The sequence below is a fragment of the Cryobacterium sp. TMT3-29-2 genome (genome assembly GCF_004564305.1).
Taxonomy (GTDB): Bacteria; Actinomycetota; Actinomycetes; order Actinomycetales; family Microbacteriaceae; genus Cryobacterium; species Cryobacterium sinapicolor.
Genome location: NZ_SOGK01000136.1, coordinates 1 through 19,779, shown reverse-complemented (window position 1 = coordinate 19,779; position 19,779 = coordinate 1). Strand labels below are relative to the sequence as shown.

17 protein-coding genes are annotated in these 19,779 nt (G+C 69.6%); all 17 read right to left on the bottom strand.

From position 1 onward, the window contains the following. Positions 1 to 71: 71 nt before the first annotated feature. On the bottom strand, positions 72 to 1,529 hold the full coding sequence (locus tag E3O67_RS15825) for a glutamate synthase subunit beta (RefSeq protein ID WP_134431151.1): 1,458 nt from the start codon (positions 1,527 to 1,529) through the stop codon (positions 72 to 74). After that, positions 1,522 to 6,099 carry a glutamate synthase large subunit gene (gltB, locus tag E3O67_RS15820; protein WP_135103141.1) on the bottom strand — a complete coding sequence of 1,526 codons (4,578 nt, stop codon included), beginning with the start codon at positions 6,097 to 6,099 and terminating at the stop codon, positions 1,522 to 1,524. The genes E3O67_RS15825 and gltB overlap by 8 nt, the downstream gene beginning before the upstream one ends. Positions 6,100 to 6,222: 123 nt before the next feature. Then, positions 6,223 to 7,218, bottom strand: a complete 996-nt coding sequence (lgt, locus tag E3O67_RS15815; RefSeq protein ID WP_134431145.1) for a prolipoprotein diacylglyceryl transferase — start codon at positions 7,216 to 7,218, stop codon at positions 6,223 to 6,225. A gap of 49 nt (positions 7,219 to 7,267) precedes the next feature. Further along, positions 7,268 to 8,083 carry a tryptophan synthase subunit alpha gene (gene trpA, locus E3O67_RS15810; RefSeq protein ID WP_134431254.1) on the bottom strand — a complete coding sequence of 272 codons (816 nt, stop codon included), beginning with the start codon at positions 8,081 to 8,083 and terminating at the stop codon, positions 7,268 to 7,270. 32 nt (positions 8,084 to 8,115) lie between these two features. Next, positions 8,116 to 9,333 (bottom strand): tryptophan synthase subunit beta, encoded by a 1,218-nt coding sequence (trpB, locus tag E3O67_RS15805; protein WP_135103140.1) that lies wholly within the window; start codon positions 9,331 to 9,333, stop codon positions 8,116 to 8,118. Next, positions 9,334 to 10,104, bottom strand: coding sequence for an indole-3-glycerol phosphate synthase TrpC (trpC, locus tag E3O67_RS15800; RefSeq protein ID WP_134431139.1), 771 nt, complete (start codon positions 10,102 to 10,104; stop codon positions 9,334 to 9,336). It lies immediately after the preceding gene. Between the two features lie 4 nt (positions 10,105 to 10,108). Next, on the bottom strand, positions 10,109 to 10,339 hold the full coding sequence (locus E3O67_RS15795) for a DUF6704 family protein (RefSeq protein WP_134431137.1): 231 nt from the start codon (positions 10,337 to 10,339) through the stop codon (positions 10,109 to 10,111). A 100-nt stretch (positions 10,340 to 10,439) separates the two neighbouring features. Beyond that, a complete protein-coding gene (locus E3O67_RS15790) occupies positions 10,440 to 11,078 on the bottom strand; it encodes a Trp biosynthesis-associated membrane protein (protein WP_134431134.1) in 639 nt (212 codons plus the stop codon). Continuing rightward, the gene (locus tag E3O67_RS15785; RefSeq protein WP_134431131.1) at positions 11,079 to 12,620 is read right to left on the bottom strand and encodes an anthranilate synthase component I; all 1,542 of its coding nucleotides are present in this window, start codon (positions 12,618 to 12,620) and stop codon (positions 11,079 to 11,081) included. A 2-nt stretch (positions 12,621 to 12,622) separates the two neighbouring features. Continuing rightward, on the bottom strand, positions 12,623 to 13,042 hold the full coding sequence (gene hisI, locus E3O67_RS15780) for a phosphoribosyl-AMP cyclohydrolase (protein WP_134431128.1): 420 nt from the start codon (positions 13,040 to 13,042) through the stop codon (positions 12,623 to 12,625). Between the two features lie 37 nt (positions 13,043 to 13,079). Further along, entirely contained in the window at positions 13,080 to 13,841 is a 762-nt protein-coding gene (hisF, locus tag E3O67_RS15775) for an imidazole glycerol phosphate synthase subunit HisF (RefSeq protein ID WP_134431125.1), read from the bottom strand. Positions 13,842 to 13,884: 43 nt separating this feature from the next. Further along, positions 13,885 to 14,724 (bottom strand): ATP phosphoribosyltransferase, encoded by an 840-nt coding sequence (gene hisG / locus E3O67_RS15770; RefSeq protein ID WP_134431123.1) that lies wholly within the window; start codon positions 14,722 to 14,724, stop codon positions 13,885 to 13,887. A 97-nt stretch (positions 14,725 to 14,821) separates the two neighbouring features. After that, positions 14,822 to 15,085, bottom strand: coding sequence for a phosphoribosyl-ATP diphosphatase (locus tag E3O67_RS15765; RefSeq protein WP_104100525.1), 264 nt, complete (start codon positions 15,083 to 15,085; stop codon positions 14,822 to 14,824). A gap of 12 nt (positions 15,086 to 15,097) precedes the next feature. After that, positions 15,098 to 15,766: a ribulose-phosphate 3-epimerase gene (gene rpe / locus E3O67_RS15760; protein ID WP_134431120.1), complete on the bottom strand. Its 669-nt coding sequence runs from the start codon at positions 15,764 to 15,766 to the stop codon at positions 15,098 to 15,100. A 30-nt stretch (positions 15,767 to 15,796) separates the two neighbouring features. Further along, positions 15,797 to 17,230 carry an RsmB/NOP family class I SAM-dependent RNA methyltransferase gene (locus E3O67_RS15755; RefSeq protein WP_135103139.1) on the bottom strand — a complete coding sequence of 478 codons (1,434 nt, stop codon included), beginning with the start codon at positions 17,228 to 17,230 and terminating at the stop codon, positions 15,797 to 15,799. Then, positions 17,227 to 18,144 carry a methionyl-tRNA formyltransferase gene (gene fmt / locus E3O67_RS15750; RefSeq protein ID WP_135103138.1) on the bottom strand — a complete coding sequence of 306 codons (918 nt, stop codon included), beginning with the start codon at positions 18,142 to 18,144 and terminating at the stop codon, positions 17,227 to 17,229. The genes E3O67_RS15755 and fmt overlap by 4 nt, the downstream gene beginning before the upstream one ends. Beyond that, a partial coding sequence (locus tag E3O67_RS17090; RefSeq protein ID WP_167726691.1) for a primosomal protein N' occupies positions 18,145 to 19,779 on the bottom strand: 1,635 nt, incomplete at its 5' end. It lies immediately after the preceding gene.

Sequence of the window (19,779 nt, the reverse complement as noted above, 5' to 3'; positions counted from 1 at the left end):
TGTTCTGTTGTGGGGCGGGAGACCACGGGATGGTGGATCTCTTGGAATCGAATCACTGGATCAGTGACCAATCAGATTGCGAAGGCATGATCGGTCGGTGTGACCGGTGCAGGCAGTTGCGTCTCGCCTTCGAGGAATGTGTCGACGGCTGCCGCGGCAGCCCGACCTTCGGCGATCGCCCAGACGATGAGGGATTGGCCCCGGCCGGCATCACCGGCTACGAACACGCCCTCATGGCTGGTCTGGTATTTTTCGTCACGTTCGACATTACTCCGCCCATCGACCGGTACGTGCAGCTGGTCGGTCAGCTCGCGCGATTCGGGACCGGTGAAACCCATGGCCAGAAGAACCAGGTCCGCGGGGATCTCGCGTTCCGTGCCGGCCTTGGGCACCCGGCGTCCGTCCAGGAATTCGGTTTCAGCCACTCGGATGGCGCGCACCTCGCCGGACTCGTTGGCCAGGAACTCCACCGTCGACACCAGGTACTCGCGGTTGCCGCCCTCCTCGTGGGCGCTCGACACCTCGAACAGTGTCGGCGACAGCGGCCAGGGCTGGTGCTCCGGTCGATCCGTGCCCGGCTGGCGGCCGATGGCGAGGTTGGTGACCGATGCTGCGCCCTGGCGGTGCGCCGTGCCGATACAGTCCGCACCCGTGTCACCGCCGCCGAGAACGACCACGTGCTTGCCCTCCGCGGTGATCTGCTGGTCGACCGTGTCGCCGGCGCCGACCCGGTTCTGCTGCACCAGGTATTCCATGGCGAAGTGCACGCCCGGCAGGTCGCGGCCGGGGATCGGCAGGTCGCGGGGCACCAGGGCCCCCGTGGCGACGACCACGGCGTCATAGCGGGCCCGAAGGTCGTCCCAGGCGATGTCGACGCCGATGGTGACGCCCGCACGGAAGCGGGTGCCCTCGGCGGTCATCTGGCCCAGACGGGTCTCGAGGTGCTTCTTCTCCATCTTGAAGTCCGGGATGCCGTAACGCAGCAGCCCGCCGATGCGGTCGTCGCGTTCGAAGACCGCGACCGTGTGGCCGGCCCGGGTGAGCTGTTGGGCGGCTGCGAGGCCGGCCGGGCCGGAGCCGACGACGGCGACCGTTTTGCCGGTGAGGCGTCCGGGCGGCTGGGGCTGCACCCATCCGTTGGCGAACGCCTGATCGATGATGGAGACCTCGACCTGCTTGATGGTCACCGGCGGCTGGCTGATGCCGAGCACGCAGGCCGACTCGCAGGGCGCCGGGCAGAGACGACCGGTGAACTCCGGGAAGTTGTTCGTCACGTGGAGCCGTTCGATGGCCTGACGGCCCTCGTCGCGCCAGGTGAGGTCGTTCCATTCCGGGATGATGTTTCCGAGCGGGCAGCCCTGCTGGCAGAACGGGACACCGCAGTCCATGCAGCGGCCGGCCTGGCGTTTGAGCTGCGTGGCGTCGCCCTGCTCATAGACCTCTTTCCAGTCCATGAGACGAACGGAGACGGGCCGGCGGGCGGGCAGCTCCCGTTCGGTGGTCTTGAGGAATCCCTTCGGATCAGCCATTGGTTACCTCCAGAATGCGGTTCCAGACGACGACGCCATCGGGATCGAGGCCCTCGGTGACGGCGGTCTGCCTGGTTGCCAGGACGGCCGCGTAGTCGCGCGGCAGCACCTTGACGAAAGTGGACATGGTGGTCTCGAAATCGGCCAGTAGCCGTGCCGCCAGGGCGGACTCGGTCTGATCGTGGTGCTGTTCGAGCAGGTCGCGCACGATCTCACGGTCCGCGGCGCCGAGTGGCAGGAGCGTGAGCTCGCCGGAGTCGAGGGCCTGACTGTTGACGTTCTCGGTGCGGAGACCGTAGACGTACGCGGTTCCGCCGGACATGCCGGCACCCAGGTTGCGGCCTGTCTCGCCGAGGATGACGGCCAGTCCCCCGGTCATGTACTCGAGGGCGTGGTCGCCGACGCCCTCGACGACGGCGGTGGCGCCCGAGTTACGCACCAGGAAGCGTTCGCCCACGATGCCGCGGATGAACATGCTGCCCTGGGTCGCTCCGTACCCGATGACGTTGCCGGCGATCACGTTCTGCTCGGCCGGGAACAGGCTGCCGCGGTCGGGCCGCACGGTGATCTGGCCTCCGGAGAGCCCCTTTCCGACGTAGTCGTTGGAATCACCCTCGAGCCGCAGGATGATGCCGCTTGGGAGGAACGCGCCGAAGGACTGCCCGGCACTTCCGGTGAGGGTGACGTTGATGGAGCCGGACGGCAGGCCGTTCTCGCCGTGGCGCACGGTGACCTCGTGGCCGAGCATGGTGCCGACGGCCCGTTCGGTGTTGCGGATGGGCAGGGCGATCGAGATCTTCCCGCCGTGTTCGAGCACGCCGGCGCTCTGCCGGATCAGTTCGTTGTCGAAGTGGAGCTCGAGCTCGTGCTCCTGCGGCCGGCCGGACTGGCGCGGCTCGCCCGCCGAGAAGTCCGGACCGATGAGGATGGGCGACAGGTCGAGGCCGGAGGCCTTCCAGTGCGTGAGCGCTCCGTTCACATCGAGCACCTCGCGGTGGCCGATCGCCTCGTCGACGCTACGGAAACCGAGCTCGGCGAGGTACTCGCGCACCTCCTGGGCGATGAACTCGAAAAAGTTGACGACGTGCTCGGCCTTGCCGGTGAAGCGTTTTCGCAGCTCCGGGTTCTGGGTGGCCACCCCGACTGGGCAGGTGTCCAGGTGACAGACGCGCATCATGACGCAGCCCTCCACGATCAGCGGGGCGGTGGCGAAACCGAACTCCTCTGCACCGAGCAGCGCGCCGATGATGACGTCGCGGCCGGTCTTCAACTGGCCGTCGACCTGCAGTACGACGCGGTCGCGCATCCCGTTGAGCATCAGGGTCTGCTGGGTCTCGGCGAGACCGAGTTCCCAGGGGGTTCCCGCGTGCTTGAGGGAGTTGAGCGGGCTTGCCCCGGTGCCGCCGTCGTGGCCGGAGATGAGGATGACGTCCGACAGGGCCTTGGCCACACCGGCGGCGACCGCGCCGATGCCGGACTGGCTGACCAGCTTGGTGTGGATGCGCGCAGCCGGGTTCGCCCGCTTCAGGTCGAAGATCAGCTGCTTGAGGTCTTCGATCGAGTAGATGTCGTGGTGCGGGGGCGGCGAAATGAGGCCGACGCCGGCGGTGGCGTGCCGGGTGCGCGCAATCCACGGGTAGACCTTCGTGGGCGGCAGCTGGCCTCCCTCACCGGGTTTGGCACCCTGCGCCAGCTTGATCTGGATGTCGTCGGCGTGGGAGAGGTACATGCTGGTGACCCCGAACCGGCCGGACGCCACCTGCTTGACGGCGCTCCGACGCTCCGGGTCGAGCAACCGGTCGAGGTCCTCGCCGCCCTCACCGGTGTTGGACTTGCCGCCGAGGCGGTTCATCGCGATGGCGAGGGTCTCGTGCGCCTCGGCGGAGATCGAGCCGTAGCTCATCGCGCCGGTCGCGAAGCGCTTCACGATGGCGGAGACCGGCTCAACCTCGTCCAGCGGCACGGCGTGGCGCTTGCCGGTGGTGAAGGTGAACATGCCGCGCAGGGTCATCAGGCTCGACGCCTGGTCGTCGACGAGCTTGGTGTATTCGCGGAAGATGTCGTAGCGGCGTGTGCGCGTGGAGTGCTGCAACCGGAAGATGGTGTCCGGGTTGAACAGGTGCGGAGACCCGTCGCGGCGCCACTGGTACTCGCCGCCGGTGGCGAGGCGTTCGTGCGCGGTGACCGCGGCGTCCTCAGGGTACGCCGCCCGGTGCCGGGCCTCGTTCTCGGCCGCGACGACCTCGATGCCGATGCCGCCGAGCTTGCTGGTGGTGCCGGTGAAGTACTGGTCGACGAATTCCTGGCTCAGTCCCACGGCCTCGAAGGTCTGCGCGCCCGCGTAGGAGGAGACTGTCGAGATGCCCATCTTGGACATGATCTTGAGCACGCCCTTGCCGAGGGCCTTGATCACGTTGCGCACGGCCTGTTCGGGCGTGCCGTTCGTGATGTAGCCGCTGCGCACCAAGTCTTCGCAGGTTTCCATCGCGAGATACGGGTTGACGGCGGAGGCGCCGTAACCGATCAGGAGCGCGACGTGGTGCACCTCTCGCACATCGCCGGCCTCGACCACGATGCCGACCTTCATCCGGTTCTGCGTGCGGATCAGATGGTGGTGCACCGCGGCGATCATCAGCAGCGACGGGATCGGGGCCAGGTCCTTGTTGGAGTCCCGGTCTGACAGAACGAGGAACATCGCTCCGTCGTCGATGGCCGCGTCGGCCTCGGCGCACATCTCCGCGATGCGGGCCTCGAGCGCGTCTGGCCCGTCTTCGAACCGGTAGAGCCCGCGGATGGTCGTGGTGGTGCGGCTGCCCGGCGCGGGGTCGATGTGCTGGATCTTCGCGAGCTCGTCGTTGTCGATCACGGGGAAGTCGAGCACGACCTGCCGGGCGTGCTCGGGGCCCACCGACAACAGGTTGCGTTCCGGGCCGAGCCCGAGCTTGAGGGAGGTGACGACTTCCTCGCGGATGGAGTCGAGCGGCGGGTTCGTCACCTGGGCGAACTGCTGCGTGAAGTAGTCGAACAGCAACCGGGGTCGGTCGCTGAGCACCGCGATGGGCGTGTCGGAGCCCATCGCGCCCAGCGGCTCCCCGCCGATGCGAGCCATCGGCGCGAGCAGGATCCGCACCTCCTCCTCGGTGTAGCCGAAGGTGCGCTGACGCCGCACGACGGATGCCGGCGGGTGCACGATGTGCTCCCGGTCGGGCAGGTCCTTGAGGTTGATACGCCCGGCGTCCAGCCAGGTTCCCCACGGCTCACTCGCCGCGAGGTCGGCTTTGATCTCGTCGTCTTCGATCAGGCGGCCGGCGACCGTGTCGACAAGGAACATCTTGCCGGGACGCAGGCGGCCCTTGCGCACCACGCGGCTGGGGTCGATGTCGAGTACACCGATCTCGCTGGCGAGCACGACGAGACCGTCGTCGGTGATGACGTAGCGGCCGGGACGCAGCCCGTTACGGTCGAGGGTGGCGCCGACGAGGGACCCGTCGGTGAACACGATCGCGGCCGGGCCGTCCCACGGCTCCATCAGCATGGAGTGGTACTCGTAGAACGCGCGGCGCTCGGCGTCGAGGTCGGCCTGGTTCTCCCAGGCCTCCGGCACCATCATCATCACGGCGTGCGGGAGCGAACGCCCGGACAGGCTGAGCAGTTCGACGACCTCATCGAAGGAGGCCGAGTCGCTGCCGCCGGGGGTGACGATCGGCAGCAGCGGCGCCAGGTCACCGAGCAGCTCCGTTTCGAGCTGGGACTGGCGCGCCTGCATCCAGTTGCGGTTGCCCTGCACGGTGTTGATTTCGCCGTTGTGGGCGATCATCCGGAACGGCTGCGCGAGCGGCCAGGACGGGAACGTGTTGGTGGAGTAGCGGGAGTGCACGAGCGCGAGCTTCGAGACGAATCGCGGGTCGGACAGGTCCGGGTAGAACGGCTCCAGCTGCAGCGTCGTCACCATTCCCTTGTAGACCACGGTGCGGCAGGACAGAGACGCAAAGTAGATCTCCAGCTCGCGTTCGGCGCGCTTCCGCAACCGGAGGGCCTGGCGGTCGAGCGCGATGTCGCCGAGAGTGTCTCCGGCGTCCGTCGTGCGGGTGCTCCGCACGAACAGCTGTTGGATGGCCGGCATGGCCGCGCGGGCCAGGTTGCCGACCTCGTCGGGGCGCACGGGAACCTCGCGCCAGCCGAGGATGACGAGCCCCTCTTCCAGGGCGATCCGGTTGATCTGCCGCTTGATTCCGCTGCGCTTGGTGGGATCGACGGGCAGGAACACATTGCCGACCGCGTAACGGCCCGCCTCGGGCAGGGCGAAGTCGGTTACCTCCCGCAGGAATTCGTCGGGAACCTGGGTGATGATTCCCGCCCCGTCACCGGTGCCGGCATCCGAGCCGACCGCGCCGCGGTGCTCGAGGTTTCGGAGCGCGTCGAGGGCGAGGGTGATGATGTCGTGCCCGGCGGTGCCGCGAAGCGTGGCGACCATGGCGAGGCCACAGGCGTCGCGCTCCTCGGCCGGGTTGTAGAGGCCCTGCGGCTTCGGCACTGCGCTGAAGCGCGAGAAGAGGGGTGTTTGCGGCATTGGACCGTCCTCACGAAAGTAACTGGCAAGTGGGGACGACGCTGGCCCGCTCAGGTAGACATTTGCGCGGCGGCCCGTCATACCGGGTCACAAGCCGTGGAACAGGTTGACGATAACCTGAGCTTAGAGGCGCGAGTTGCTGGTGCTTGTGGCTGCAACGTCGTCTGCTCCGGCGGGACCGGCGGCCTCATCACCGTGATCCTCGGGGTCCGAATCAAACTCCTCAGATTCTACCTCAGCGTCGGGGCCCTTCCACTCACGGCCGGGAACATACACGCTGGCGGGCAGGCCCGTGTGCCGCCGGCTCTGCACGGCGATCAGGATGATCCCCAACAGGATGGCTGCGAAGGCGGCCCACACATTGGTGCGGAGGCCGAAGAAGATTTCGCTCGGGTCGACCCGGATCGACTCGAAGACGCTGCGGCCGAGGCCGTACCAGATCAGGTAGACGCCGAAGGCCTTGCCCCAGCGGAGCGAGACCGTGCGTTCGATCGCGAGGATCAGGACGACACCGACCACGTTCCAGATCATCTCGTAGAGGAAGGTGGGGTGGAACAGGGTTTCGGGGGGAAGACCGATCGGGAAGGCAGGGTTCGCCGCAGAGACCTCGAGGCCCCAGGGCAGATCGGTCGGCAGTCCGAAGAGCTCCTCGTTGAACCAGTTGCCGAGGCGGCCCATGGCCTGCGCCACCAGCATCCCCGGCGCCAGGGCGTCGGCGAAGGCCCAGAAACGGATGCCCGACATGCGGCAGCCGATGTACGCGCCAACGGCCCCACCCAGAAGCGCTCCGAAGATGGCGTTGCCGCCGTTCCAGATCGCGAACACCTCCAGAGGGTTGGCACCCTCGAAAAAGTAGTCGGAGGGGTGCGTGAACACGTGGTAGAAACGGGCGCCGACGATGCCGAGGGGGACGGCCCAGAGGATGATGTCGAGCACCACGCCCGGCTCACCGCCGCGCGAGGTCAGCCGACGGCTCGTCATGACGGTGGCGGCGATGATCCCGGCCAGGATGCACAGGGCATAGGCGTGGATGGTGAACGGGCCGAGGGTGAACGAGCTCCATTCGGGGTTCGGGCTCGGGATGCTCAGAAGAAAAGACACCTGGGAACTACCTTTCATCGTGGCGCGGGCACTCCGGAGTGACCGAGACCGCCTCGGTCAACTTACCTTAGCGAGTGGGGGCCGAGCTGGCGGGGCGGAGATCCCGGGCGCCCGCTGCGAGGTCACGGGCAAGAGCGGCGAGGGTGGGCACTCCCCCGTCGGCCAAGGCCTTGACCAGGGCGGAACCGACGATGGCGCCGTCGGCGTAGGCGAGGATCTCCCGCACCTGCTCCGGTGTGGAGATGCCGAGTCCGACGCACGCGCTCGTGGAGCCCACGGAGCGGAGGCGGTCGACGAGCACCCGCGCGGCGGAGTCCACGTCGCCGCGGGCACCCGTGATCCCCATGGTGGAGACCGCGTAGACGAATCCGCGGCTGGCATCCACTGCCTGGCGCAGGCGGTCGTCGGACGACGACGGCGCGGCGAGGAAGACGCGGTCGAGCCCCGTGCGCGTGCTGGCGCCCATCCAGGCGGCGGCGTCATCGGGGATGAGGTCGGGCGTGATCAGCCCGGCGCCGCCCGCAGCGACCAGGTCGTCGGCGAATCGGTCCGCGCCGTACTGCAGAATCGGGTTCCAGTAGGTCATGACCAGCACGGGGACGTTCACCTGCGCGGTGATCGCCGCGACGGCCTCGAAACCGTGGCGCAGCCGGAAGCCGTTGGCCAAAGCTTGCTGGGTCGCCGCCTGGATGACGGGCCCGTCCATCACCGGGTCGGTATACGGCAGACCCAGCTCGATGATGTCGACGCCGCTGTGCGCGAGCGCGACGGCCGCGTCGATGCTCTCGGTCAGGGTCGGGAACCCGACGGGCAGGTAGCCGATCAGGGCGCCGCCTCCCTCGGAGCGGCGGCGAATGATGGTCGCCTCGACCGTGCTCGTCATTCCGCTCGTGGGGTGCGTGCCTGTTTCCGTGCTCATACCTGTGCCGCGCCTTTGTCGAGCAGGTCGAAGTACCGACCCGCGGTTTCCATGTCCTTGTCGCCGCGCCCACTGAGGTTCACCAGGATGGTGGCGTCCGGCCCGAGCTGCTTGCCGAGATCGAGGGTGCCGGCGAGGGCGTGCGCCGACTCGATGGCGGGGATGATGCCCTCGGTGCGACTGAGCAGCCGGAGGGCGCTCATCGCCTCGTCGTCGGTGACCGGGAGGTAGGTGGCCCGGCCGATGCTGGCGAGCCAGGCGTGCTCCGGGCCAACCCCGGGGTAGTCCAGGCCCGCGGAGATCGAGTGCGACTCGACGGTCTGCCCGTCTTCGTCCTGCAGCAGGAAGCTGCGGGCGCCGTGCAGGATGCCGGGGCGCCCCTTGGTGATCGTCGCCGCGTGACGCAGGGTCTCCGCGCCGTCGCCGCCGGCCTCGTAGCCGACCAGGGCCACCTCCGGGTCGTCGAGGAACGCGTGGAAGATGCCCATTGCGTTCGACCCGCCACCGACGCAGGCGGTGACCGCGTCGGGGAGGCGGCCGGTGAGGTCCAGCACCTGCTGGCGGGCCTCCTCACCGATGATCTTCTGGAAGTCACGCACCATTGCGGGGAATGGATGCGGCCCGGCGACGGTTCCGAACATGTAATTGGTGGTCTCGACGTTGGTGACCCAGTCACGCATGGCGTCGTTGATGGCGTCCTTCAGGGTGCGGGACCCGGTCTTGACCGGGACGACCTCGGCGCCGAGCAGGCGCATCCGAGCCACGTTCAGGGCCTGGCGTTCCGTGTCGACCTCGCCCATGTAGACGACGCAGTCGAGCCCGAACAGGGCGGCGGCCGTCGCGGCCGCCACGCCGTGCTGCCCGGCGCCGGTCTCGGCGATGACGCGGGACTTGCCGATGCGCTTGGTGAGCAGCGCTTGGCCGAGCACATTGTTGATCTTGTGCGAACCGGTGTGGTTGAGGTCTTCCCGCTTCAGGATGATGCGGGCGCCGCCGGCGTGCGCGGCGAACCGGGGCACCTCGGTGATGATCGAGGGGCGACCGGTGTAGCTGCGGTGCAGTTCCATCAGTTCGGCCGCGAAGGCCGGGTCCTGCCGCGCGATCGCGTACTCGTCCGTCAGCTCGTCGAGAGCTGCCACGAGTGATTCCGGCACGAACCTCCCGCCGAAGTCGCCGAAGTACGGACCTGCTTCTGTTCTGAGGGACGTTGACATTTATACCGCCAGGAATTCGGAGAGGGTGCGGATGGGATCGTTCGTGACGAGGGCCTCGCCGACGAGCACGATGTCGGCGCCGGCGGCGCGGTAGTGAGCGACGTCGACGGCGGTCTTGACGGCCGATTCGGCGACGCGGACGACGCCGGAGGGGATCCCGTCGGCGAGCCGACCGAACAGGTCCTGGTCGAGTTCGAACGTGGACAGGTCGCGGGCGTTCACCCCGACGAGGCTGGCGCCGATGGACACGGCGCGATCGACCTCGTCGGCGCTGTGAGTCTCCACCAGCGCGGTCATGCCGAGCTGGCGCACGAGGTCGTGCAGGGAGACCAGAGTGGCCTGATCGAGTGCGGCGACGATGAGCAGGACCATGTCGGCGCCTGCCGCCCGCGCCTCGAAGACCTGGTACGGCAGGCCGATGAAGTCCTTGCGCAGCACGGGGATGCGGACGGCGGACCGCACCTGCTCGAGATCGGCCAGGGAGCCGAGGAACTTGCGGCCCTCGGTGAGCACGCTGATCGCGCTGGCCCCGCCGAACTCGTAAGAGACGGCAAGGGCAGCCGGGTCGGATATCTCCGCCAGAGTGCCCCGGGACGGGCTGGCGCGCTTGACCTCCGCGATGATCTTGACGCGCTCTGCGGGAGCGAGCAGCGACAGGGCGTCGATCGCGGGCGTCTGCGACAGGGCCGCTGCCTCCACGATCGAGAACGGACGGACCGCCCGGCGCTGTTCGGCGTCGGCGACGGCCCCGGCTAGAAGGTCAGACAGCACTCGACTAGTTGCCCTGGTGGGTGGACTGGGTGTCGGCCACGCCGTAGCCGATCTTGGCGAGGACCCAACCGACCAGCAGGCCGACCACGAGCAGTCCGACGGACGCCCACACGAGCCACGGGATCACGAGGAAGAAGGCGACGGTGCCGATCGCGACGGCGAGGAGCATGATGGTGACGGCGGTCCAGGCCGCGATGGAGTGGCCTTCTCCTGGGTCTACCGATTCGAAGCTCATGGTTCTCCTTTTATGCGTTGACGGGCAGATCAAGTCTAGCGGCCCCAGGGTTCCCCGGCCTCCCCCACGCACCAGGTGAAACCGGGAATCAGGTAGGGGTTCAGCGCGGCGCGGTGGGGTCTTCGCCGCGGCTCAGGCCATCCCAGTCGTCGACGGCGTCGGAGGTCGGAGCGGCCGGGCCGGGGCCGCCGGCATCCACTGCCCCGGCGGGCTCGGCCGGCTCGAAGCGCACGGCCTGGTAGCGGGACGTCGGCCCAGGCCAGCTCCTGGCCGTGACGAGGACCCCGATCCCGGCGCCGGCCATGACCACGCCAGCGACCAACGCGACGAACGGCCACGGCGTCACCGCGGCCGAGACGACGGCGTCGACGACCGAGTCGGCGCCGGAGATCCCGGTCGCATCGGTGACCGCTCCGGCACTGGCCGCCGCCGGATCGGTGATGGCCAGGACGGCGGAGAGGGACACGGAGAAGCCGAGCAGCACCTCGAGCACACCGAGGACAACCCGGATGACGGGACCGGCGATGCTCAGGGCGCCGGCGAGGGCCAGGCCGGCGAGGGCCAGGGCCGTCACGCCCGGGGCGGCCGTGGAGCCGGATACCTCGAGGATCTGCAGCGCCGAGCCGGACTGCCCCACGGTGGCATTCACCCAAACCTGGGTCCAGGCCAGCAGGGCCAGCCCGCTGGCCGCCAGGACCACGAGGATGTGCCCGAGTTTGAGCCGCCGAGCGGATGCCACCTAGCGCACCCGCTTCATGGCGTTCGCGACCGCGACCGCGCGGAGGGGCGCCGCCGCCTTGTTCTGCGACTCCTGGTATTCCGACGCCGGGTCGGAGTCGGCGACGAGTCCGCCGCCGGCCTGCACGCGGGCGACGCCGTTCATGATCGTGGCGGTGCGGATGGCGATAGCCAGGTCGGCGTCCCCGGCGAACCCGAAGTAGCCGACCACTCCCCCGTACACGCCCCGCTGTGCGGGCTCGAGCGCGTCGATGATCTCCAGCGCGCGTGGTTTTGGGGCCCCGGAGAGGGTGCCGGCCGGGAACGTGGCGCGGAAGACATCGATGGCGGACCGGCCCGGCAGCAGGTTCCCTTCGACCGAGGAGACCAGGTGCATGATGTGGCTGAACCGCTCTATCCGCATGAACTCCGTCACCTCGACCGAGCCGGGCGCGCAGACCTTGAGCAGGTCGTTGCGGGCCAGGTCGACGAGCATCAGGTGCTCGGCGCGTTCCTTGGGGTCGCCCGCCAGCTCGGCTTCGTAGTCTGCATCGGCGTCCGGGGTCGCGCCGCGCGGCTTCGATCCGGCGATCGGGTGCGTGAACACCCGGGCGTTCTGCACCTTCACCAGCGCCTCCGGGGAGGAGCCCACGATCCAGTAGGCCTCCTTCTCCGGCGATTCGAGGCTGAGCAGGTACATGTACGGCGACGGGTTGAGGCTGCGCAGCACCCGGTAGACGTCGATCGGGTCGGCCGTGCACTCCTGATCGAAGCGCTGGGAGATGACCACCTGGAAGACGTCGCCGTCGACGATGTGCTCCTTGGCCGAGTCCACCGCGGCGAGGAAGTCCTCGCGCCGGGTGCGGTTGGTCGGGGCGGAGGGCTGGCCGAGGTCGACCTCGGCCAGCCAAGCCTCGGAAGGCTCGGCCAGGCGGGTCTGCAGGGCGTCGAGCCGTTCCTGGGCGGCCGCCCAGAGGGCATCCGTCTCGTCGTGGCCGTCGTTGAGCACGTTGGAGATGAGCTGCACGGTGCCGAACTTGTGGTCGATCACGACGAGGTCGGCCACGAAGCTGAAGGCCTGGCCGGGCACGTCGTAGTCCGCCGGCGGACGGTTCGGCAGGAGCTCGATCTGGCGGATCGCTTCCCAACCGATGAATCCGACGAGGCCGCCGGTCAGCGGCGGGTGGCCGGGCATCCGCGGGGTTTCCCAGCGTTCGTGGAGGGCCGCGAGGGCTGCCAGCGGGCCGAGGCCCGCAGCGTCGCCGAGGGCGCGCTCGGCAGAGAGGCCGTAGTCGAGCCATCGGGTCTCGTCTCCCTGCTGGGTGAGCACGCCGAAAGAGGACACGCCCACGAACGAGAACCGGGACCAGATGCCGCCCTGCTCGGCGGACTCGAGCAGGAAGCTGCCGGGCTGGCCGGCCGCGAGCTTGCGGTAGATGCCCACCGGGGTCTCGCCGTCGGCGAACAGTTCGCGCACGACGGGAAACACCCGGTGGTCGTCGATCTGGCGAGCGAACTGCTCGGCGCTGGTCGACGGGGTTGTGCTGGAGCTGTTCGGTGCCATGGTCAGTCCTTGAGCTCGTCGGTGGAGGCCGTCTCGGGTGCCACGGCAGGGTCCGCGGGGCGGGTGCCGGTCACGACCTCGACGCCGCGCCCGTCGAAGCAGGTACGTGACCCGGTGTGGCAGGCCGCGCCGACCTGGTCGGCCTGGACCAGGAGGGTGTCCGCGTCGCAGTCGAACGCGGCGGACTTCACGTACTGCCCGTGACCGGAGGTGTCGCCTTTGCGCCAGTATTCCTGGCGACTGCGCGACCAGAACGTCACGCGCCCCTCGCTCAGGGTGCGGCGCAGGGCCTCCCGGTTCATCCAGCCGAGCATCAGCACCTCGCCGGTGTCCCACTGCTGGATCACTGCCGGCAGCAGTCCGTCGGAGTTGAACCCGGCCCGGGAGAGGGCATCGTCGCTGCTGGAGGGCACGTCGGTCATCGGGGAGCCGTTTCAGGTCGGGTGAGGCAGGTCGTCATCAGCGCACGGGCATTCCGGCGTGCCGGAGCTCCGCCTTGACGTCGCCGACGGTCAGCTGACCGCTATGGAACACGGATGCCGCGAGCACGGCGTCCGCCCCCGCCGCGATGGCCGGGGGGAAGTCCTCGACCCGGCCGGCGCCGCCGGACGCGATCACCGGAACGGTGCTCAGGGCGCGCATCAGCGTGATGAGCTCCACGTCGAAGCCGGCCTTCGTGCCGTCGGCGTCGATGGAGTTGACAAGGAGCTCGCCGACTCCCAGCTTGATCGCCGTCCGCGCCCAGGCGAGCGCGTCGAGGTCGGTTTCGGTGCGGCCGCCGTGGGTGGTGACGACGAAGCCGGACTCGGTGCGGCCGCTGCGCTTGACGTCGAGCGAGAGCACGAGCACCTGGGAGCCGAACCGGTCGGCGATCTCGCCGATCAGGGCCGGCCGGGTGATGGCGGCACTGTTGACCCCGACCTTGTCGGCACCGCTGGCCTGCAGCCGGGACACGTCCTCGACCGTGCGGATGCCGCCGCCCACCGTGAGCGGGATGAAGACCTGCTCCGCGGTGGCGCGCACGACGTCGTAGGTGGTGGCGCGGTTGTCGACGGTGGCGTTCACGTCGAGGAAGGTGAGTTCGTCCGCGCCCTGCTCGTAGTACCGGCGGGCGAGCTCGACCGGGTCGCCCGCGTCGCGCAGGTTCTGAAAGTTCACGCCCTTGACCACGCGGCCGTCGGCCACGTCGAGGCAGGGAATGACCCGCACCGAAAGACTCACGATTGTGCCTCCATTGTGTGTCGCCGCATCTGCATTTCGCCGGTTACAGCCGCGCGTTGTGGATGGAGCTGATCAGGATGGCGCGGGCACCGAGCTCGTAGAGGGCGTCCATGACGTGGTTGGTGTTCAGGCGCGGGATCATCACGCGCACGGCGACCCATTCCGGGTCGTGCAGGGACGACACGGTGGGCGACTCGATGCCGGGCGCCAGCAGGCACGCGTCGTCGAGGAGCACCTGCGGGATGTCGTAGTCCATCAGCACGTACTGGCGGGCCACGAGCACCCCCTGCAGCCGGCGCAGCAGGGTCGCGATGCCGGGCTTGTCATTCTCGGAGCTGATCAGCACGGCCGTCGACTGCAGGATGACCGGGCCGAAGATCTCGAGGCCGGCCTTGCGCAGGGTGGAGCCGGTGGAGACGACGTCGGCGACGGCATCCGCCACGCCCAGCTGCACGGCGGACTCGACCGCGCCGTCGAGGGTGACCAGGGTCACGCTCACGTCGTTCTCGGCCAGGAAAGCCTCGACCAGACCGGGGTAGCTGGTGGCGACGCGGAGGCCCGACAGGTCGGCCAGGTCGGTGAACCGGCCGTGCGGGCCGGCGAAGCGGAAGGTGGAGTCGCCGAAGTCGAGGCTGGCGATCTCCTGGGCGGTGGAGCCGGAGTCGAGCAGCAGGTCACGGCCGGTGATGCCCACGTCAAGGGCTCCGGAGCCCACGTAGGTGGCGATGTCGCGGGGACGAAGGTAGAAGAACTCCACGTCGTTGCGGGGGTCGGCGACGACGAGGTCGCGCGGGTCGCGGCGGCCGGTGTATCCGGCCTCGAACAGCATCTGCGCGGCGGTTTCGGACAACGAGCCCTTGTTGGGCACGGCAATTCTCAGCATTGGGGCACTCTCTGCGTCTTCAGGTTCTGGCTAGCAGGTCTCACGGGGTGAACCGGGTGGGGTCTCTCGGTTGACGCGTCACGGACAAGGTGACGCGTCACAGATGGCGGTACAGGTCGGCGGGGGTCAGCCCCTTCGCCAGCATCATCACCTGCACGTGGTAGAGCAGCTGGCTCATTTCGGCGGCGGTCTCGTCGTCGCTCTGGAACTCGGCGGCCATCCAGACCTCGGCGGCCTCTTCGACGATCTTCTTGCCGATGGCATGCACGCCGGCATCGAGTTCACGCACGGTCCCCGAGCCGTCGGGGCGGGTCCGTGCCTTGTCGCTCAGTTCAGCGAACAGGTCGTCAAAAGTCTTCACTTGTCTAGGGTACTAGTGCGCGTGCCGGTGTTCGGTCGCGGCGGCACGCAGCAGGGCGATCTGCTTCGCCGGGTCGGCGGCGTTGAACACGCTGGAGCCGGCGACGAAGGTGTTCGCCCCGGCCTCGGCGGCGATCACGATGGTGTCCTCGGTGATACCGCCGTCGACCTGCAACCAGACGTCCAGGCCGGACTTCCTCACGGCGTCCGACAGAGTGCGGAGCTTGCGCATGGTGGAGGGCATGAAGCTCTGCCCGCCGAAGCCGGGTTCGACCGTCATCACGAGCACCTGGTCGAACTCGGGCAGCAGCTCGAGGTAGGGCTCGATGGCCGTGCCGGGCTTGAGGGCGATACCGGCCCGGGCGCCGATCGAGCGCAGTGTGCGGGCCAGAGCGACCGGGTTGGTGGTGGACTCCGCGTGGAAGGTGACCGAGAACGCGCCCGCCTCGGCGTAGCCGGGCGCCCAGCGCTCCGGGTTCTCGATCATCAGGTGCAGGTCGAAGGGCAGCGGGGAGACCTGGGCGAGGCGGTCGACGACCGGCGGGCCGAACGTCAGGTTCGGCACGAAGTGGTTGTCCATGATGTCGACGTGAACGAGGTCGGCGGTGCGGATGCGCCCCAGGTCCCGTTCGAGATTGGCGAAGTCGGCGGCGAGGATGCTGGGGTTTATCCGGGTGACCATGCCTTCACCCTACTGCGGCCGGCCCGGCGGCTACGCGGTGCGCTCGAGCAGGGTGATGAACATGGCGTCGGTGCCGTGCCGGTGCGGCCACAGCTGCACGCTTCCTTCGGCGCCGGCCAGGTCGAGCTCCGAACTGCTCAACCCCTGCAGCACGGATGCCGTGTCCAGGGCGCTCACGCGTCCCTCCCACTTCTTGAGGGCGGTGGCGACGATCCCGCGAGTCTCCGCGATGTGCGGCGAGCAGGTGACATACGCCAGCACCCCGCCCGGCTTGAGCGCGCCGAGGGCCGCATGGATCAGGCCGGACTGCAGGTCGGAGAGTTCGGCGACGTCCTTGGGCTGCTTGCGCCAGCGGGCCTCCGGGCGGCGGCGCAGCGCGCCGAGCCCGGTGCACGGCGCGTCGAGCAGGATCCGGTCGAATTCCCCGGGGTGGTCGTCGCCGAACCGGGTGCCGTCCTGCTCCCAGACCGGTACCTCGGCGGGCACGGCGGCCAGCGCCTTGCGCACGAGGGCGGCGCGGGCGGGGACGATCTCGTTGGCGACGAGGGTGGCCCCGCCGGCCAGCGCCTCGGCGGCGAGCAGCGCGGCCTTGCCGCCGGGTCCGGCGCACAGGTCGAGCCAGCGCTCCCCCGGCGTGACCGGGCGGGCCCGGCTGAGGGTGAGAGCCGCCAGCTGGGAGCCCTCGTCCTGCACCCGGAGCCGGCCGCCGCTGTCCTGCATCAGGTGCACCGGGTCGCCGCCGGCCAGCATGAAGCCGGTGGGCGAGAAGTCGTTGGGAACACCTAGCCCATCCGTGTCCTCAGTGTTGCTGAGGCCGGGCAGGATCACCATGTTCACCTTGGGCGCGGCGTTGTCGGCGGCCAGCAGCTCCTCGAGCTCGGCCTCCCGGCCCTCGAGGCGCAGGGACTGGCGGAATGCGCGCACCACCCAGACCGGGTGCGAGTGTTCCGCGGCGAGGCGGTCGTCGTCGCTGCCGGCTTCGCTGAGCACGCGCTCACGCCATTCCTCGGCGCTGGAGCGCGAGATGGTGCGCAGCACCCCGTTCGTGAAGCCGGTGGCGGCGCGGGAGCCCACCTGACGGGCGAGTTCGACGGACTCGTTCACGGCGGCATGGGTGGCGACCCGGGTGGCGAGCAGCTGGTGCGCGCCGAGGCGCAGCACGTCCAGGATGGCCGGGTCGATGGCGTTGACCGGCCGACCGGCCGCGTCGGCGATCACTCGGTCGTAGAAGCCCTGCATGCGCAGGGTTCCGTAGGTCAGTTCGGTGGCCAGCGCAGCATCCGCAGTGCCGAGCGCCGCCCGCTTGATGCGGGTGGGCAGCAGCAGGTTCGCGTAGGCGTCGGATTCCCGCACGGCGGCGATGACCTCGTAGGCCACCCGTCGGGCCGGTTGCACGAAGTCGGTCTGCTTCGTCGCCGGCCGCCGGCCGCCCTGCGCGGGGCTCACTCCGCGGTCGTCGCTCATGAGGCGACCACCTCCGTCACATTCACTCCACGCCACCAGTCGATTGCCTTCATCTGTGTCTTTCCGGCCGGTTGCACGGTGACCAGCTCGAGCGGCTCGGTCCCCGTACCAATCAGCACTTTCTTGTCGATCTCGCGGATCAGGCCGGCCGGTTGGGGCTCGCAACCCTGGGTCAGGGCAACGGCCTGCAGTTTGAGGCGGGCGTCGCCGAGCACCGTGAACGCGCCCGGTTCCGGGGTGACGCCGCGCACCCGGTTGCGCACCGAGTCCGCCGAGCCGGTCCAGTCGATGCGGGCATCCGCGAGGGTCAGCTTGGGGGCCAGGGTGACCGGGCCGGACTGCGGGGTCCCCTGGATGCTGCCCGCCTCGAGGGCATCGATCACCTGCAGCAGCAGACTAGCGCCGCTGTCGCTGAGGCTCTGCAGCAGACTGCCCGCAGTGTCGCCCTCGGCGATGGTCTGCTCGGACTGGCCGAACACGGCTCCGGCGTCAAGCTCCGGCACCAACTGGAACACGGCGGCCCCGGTCAGCTCATCGCCGGCGATCAGGGCGTGCTGCACGGGCGCGGCGCCGCGCCAGCGCGGAAGCAGGGAGAAGTGCAGGTTGATCCAGCCGAGCCGGGGCACCGACAAGAGCGGTTCGCGCACGAGCCCGCCGTAGGCCACGATGACGCCGAGGTCGGGCTGCAGCGCGGCGATCTCCGCGGTCGCAGCCTCGTCGAGTCGGTTGGTCTTGATCAGGGGCAATCCGCGTTCCGCGGCCGCCCGCGCGAGCGGCGACGGGGTGAGCACGCGTTTGCGGCCCAGTGGGGCATCCGCCCGGGTGATCACGGCCGCCAGGTCGTGGTGGGACTGGGCCAGGGCGACCAGGCTGGGCACGGCCGCCTGGGGCGTGCCGGCGAAGACGAGTTTCATTTAGAGCAGCTCCGGGTCGTCGAATCGTACTTTGAGTTTAGGTGCGGGGCGGAAGGCGGCCCCCTTCGGGCGCCGGCGGCGGGCGGCGTTCCGCACGATGGCGGCCTTGAGGGCGCGGGCCACCTCGTCGCCACTGGCGTAGGGCAGCCTGACGATCGCCCGCACGAGAGGGTCCTCCGTGGTGACCGGGCCCAGCACGTCGATGCCGTCCATTGCGGCGAGGTCTGCCAGGGCCGCGGCCACATCCGCGTCGGTTCCGGTGACGGATGCCGCCCGCACGGCAGGCGGGAACCTCAGCGCACGGCGGTCGGCCAGCTCCGACGCGGCGAGCATCTCGGGCTGCCAGGAGTTGAGGGCCCGTGCAACGAGACCGCCCACGCCGACCAGGACCACGGCGGCGCCCGGGGCCGCGAGGGCCGCGGCGTTGCACCACCAGCGCAGGCAGTCCTCCCCCACCCGGAGGGACTCCCGGGCGAGCATCCGTTCGCCGTCGAGCAGCAGGATGGCCCGGTACCCGCCCGTGGGGATGGGCTCGGCGCCGCGGGTGGCGATCACCAGGGCCGGTTCGGGGCCGAGGTGCTGCAGCGGGTGGTCGCCGTCGGCGACGATGATGCGCGCACCGGGGAACGCCCGGCCGAGTTCTTCGGCGGTGCGCCCGGTGCCGAGGGTGACGACCCGCAGAGACCGCCCCTCGCAATGCGTGCAGCTCCAGTTGGCGGCCAGTGCCCCGCACCAGCGGCACGACGGGGTGGAGTTTTTCGAGGCCAGGGCGAGCGGCCCCTGGCAGGTGATGCAGCGGGCGGCCTTTTTGCAGCTCTGGCAAGCGAGCATCGGCGCGTAGCCGGGGCTGGCCACCTGCACCAGCACGGGCCCCTGGGCGAGCGACTCCTTCGCGGCCCGCCACGCGGCCGTCGGGATGCGCGCGGCGCGCGCCTGCTGGTCCGGCTCGGACTGGAAGTCGGTGGGGATGACCCGCGGATGCCGGTTCCTGGCGGGGTGCACCGCGGTGAGCCAGCCCAGCTCGACCAGCCGCTGCACCTCGACGGTGCGGGTGTGACCGAGGAAGACGAGGGCGCAACCGGACTGGCCCTGGCGCACGAGCGCGGCGTCGCGCGCGTGAACGTAAGGGCTGAGCGGTTCGCCGTGCAGCGGGTCGCCGTCGTCGAAGAGCGCGATCAGACCGAGGTCGTGGGCCGGCGCGTAGACGGCCGAACGGTTGCCCACCACGATTCGCGGAGCCGGGGCGAGGGCGGCCAGGAAGGCCAGGTAGCGGTCCGGGTTCGACTGCCGCGCGTCGACCCGGCTGACCGAGCCGGTCGGGGCCACCAGGTCGAGGGCGGCCTGCAGCTGGTCCTGATCGCGGTAGTCCGGCACGACCAGGATCGCGCTGTGCCCGGCGGCCAGGCTGGCCACCGCCAGTTCGGCCAGGGTGATCGCCCACTGCCCGATGGTCTGCCCGTCCGGGAGCAGCCGGAGGTCGGGCACTGCCGCGACGCAGAGGCGGGCGCGGTCGGCGACGGCCGTGTCGAGGGTGCCGGCCGGGTAGTCGGCGAACGGCCGCGCCGCGGGGCCGGCCGGGTCGGCAACGGCGTCAGCGGCAACACCACCGGCAGCGCCAGCGGCAACGGCAGTCTC